This is a genomic window from Vibrio sp. 10N.261.55.A7, from assembly GCF_002877365.1.
Classification (GTDB): Bacteria; Pseudomonadota; Gammaproteobacteria; order Enterobacterales; family Vibrionaceae; genus Vibrio.
In genome coordinates this window covers 1-2,148 of sequence record NZ_MCWZ01000045.1, presented here as the reverse complement: position 1 = coordinate 2,148, position 2,148 = coordinate 1, and the positions used below count along the sequence as shown (strand labels likewise).

Here is a 2,148-nt window from a genome sequence, read left to right as displayed (position 1 = left end):
AAAGTTGGATTACTAGGTTTTCGTTTTGGTGGGAATTCAATGGTGCGTCTTTCTTTCTTAGAGCAAGATAAAATCAAGGCGTGTGTATCAATCGGTGCGCCCATTCATGATTTACTGGTTTCACCTAAAAAGTTGAAAGGTATGTCTAAGATGTACATTGATTTACTTGCGTCACGAATTGGTAAATCAGTCGTGGATGTCGGCAGTTTATCAGGTCAATTGATGGCGTGGTCATTGAAGGTACAAGGCGTTGTATCGAGCCGCAAGACTAAGGTGCCGATATTAGCGATGAGCTTAGATGGCGACCCAGTGTCACCACACTCAGATAATCAATTGGTAGCACTATATAGCCAATATGGGAAGGCAAGAAATATAAATAATAAAACAATTTCAGAAGGATATGCGCAATCCCTCGCTTTAGCAATGAAATGGATGGAAGACGAATTATATAGATGACATTTCGCCTAATTTAGTTAAGCATGATATGTATATGGTTGAAAAATAACCATATAGCAGAAGATAAAGAAGAAATAATATAATTATAAGTAGTACATAATTAAAACAATATCATCGCTAATTATTCATGGAGTGACCAATATGGCGGAAGATACAAAGTTGCCAACACATTATCGCTTATTAAGTACATTAAAAGCTGTCGGGCCTTATCTACGTGAGACACAGTGTAGTGAAGGACGTTATTTATTTGATTGTTTGTCCGCGTGCGTGAATGATAAAAAGTCGCCAGAAGTACGAGAGTTTTGGGGTTGGTGGTTAGAGCTTGAACAGGATGAACTCAACTTCAAGGCGAAATATTTTGTAGGGCGTTATAATTTAGAAGGGAATTGGGACGCTGTTTCTATACCTAAGAAAGCTATTTCAGAAGTGAATAGAACTCAAGATGACTTTCACAAAAAGCTGACCAAAACGTTAGAAGAGAAGTTTCAAATGACCGTTGAACTGCATAAAGAGTCTGTCGAGTTTGTTTAAAGGTAGGTAAATACCTTCTCTTTGTATAAAAAGGTGCTTTTAGCACCTTTTTTTCTTGTGAAAATCAGCATTGATTGTTAAAACATCAGGTCTTATACGTTTTTCTTATCTAAAAGTATCATGACAGCGAACCAACAAAGCGGAACCTCAGTTCAACCTAAAACAGTGGTTGTTAAACTAGGCACTAGCGTACTTACTGGTGGAACCAATGCTCTAGACAGAGCTCACATGGTTGAACTAGTGCGTCAATGTGCGGAGCTAAAAAAACTCGGCCATTCAATTGTTATGGTTTCTTCTGGCGCTATTGCGGCAGGACGAGAGCACCTAGGTTACCCCGAACTCCCCAACGCAATGTCAAGTAAGCAACTGCTCGCGGCAGTCGGGCAGAGTCAGCTCATTCAGGCGTGGGAGTCGCTGTTCGCGATCTACGGATTGAAAATTGGTCAAATGTTACTAACACGAGCTGATTTGGATGATCGAGAACGTTTTCTAAATGCGCGTGACACCATCAATGCTCTGGTTGATAACGATATTATTCCGGTTGTAAACGAGAATGATGCCGTTGCGACTAGTGAAATCAAGGTGGGAGACAACGATAATCTCTCCGCGCTTGTCGGCATACTTTGTGGTGCGGATAAATTGTTATTGCTGACTGATCAGAAAGGTTTGTTTACCGCCGACCCACGTAAAGACCCGAATGCTGAGCTGATTAAAGAAGTGCGCACCATTGACGCGACGTTGCGTAAAATTGCAGGTGGCAGTGGGACGACGTTAGGCACAGGTGGCATGGCGACTAAGCTGGAAGCGGCAGATATTGCACGACGTGCGGGCATTGAAGTGATCATTGCAGCGGGAAGTGCAGAGAACGTTATTTTCGATTCTCTCAGCGATGTACCGCAAGGAACGAAATTTCTACCTCTAGCAGAATCATTAGAGAATCGAAAGCGTTGGATCTTAGCAGGTCCTGCTGCGGCTGGAGATATCATTATAGACAATGGTGCTACTCGAGCTGTTGTGACGAAAGGAAGCAGTTTGCTCGCAAAAGGTGTGATTAAAGTCAACGGAGAATTTGCTCGCGGTGAAGTCGCTCGTGTGATGAATAATGAGGGTGAACTGGTCGCTCGTGGTATCACCAGTTACTCAAGCTCAGATCTTGCCAAT

At 42.4% G+C, this 2,148-nt stretch carries 3 protein-coding genes; all 3 read left to right on the top strand.

Features of this window, described 5'->3' with window-relative positions; translation table 11 throughout:
* Positions 1-456 (top strand): alpha/beta hydrolase (locus BCU12_RS04380; protein ID WP_133153808.1); only part of this gene is annotated, 456 nt, incomplete at its 5' end.
* Positions 457-597: 141 nt separating this feature from the next.
* Complete coding sequence (gene crl, locus BCU12_RS04375) at positions 598-987, top strand: sigma factor-binding protein Crl (protein WP_102403155.1); 390 nt, start codon at positions 598-600, stop codon at positions 985-987.
* A 120-nt stretch (positions 988-1,107) separates the two neighbouring features.
* On the top strand, positions 1,108-2,148 hold a 1,041-nt coding region (proB, locus tag BCU12_RS04370; RefSeq protein ID WP_102403154.1), incomplete at its 3' end, for a glutamate 5-kinase.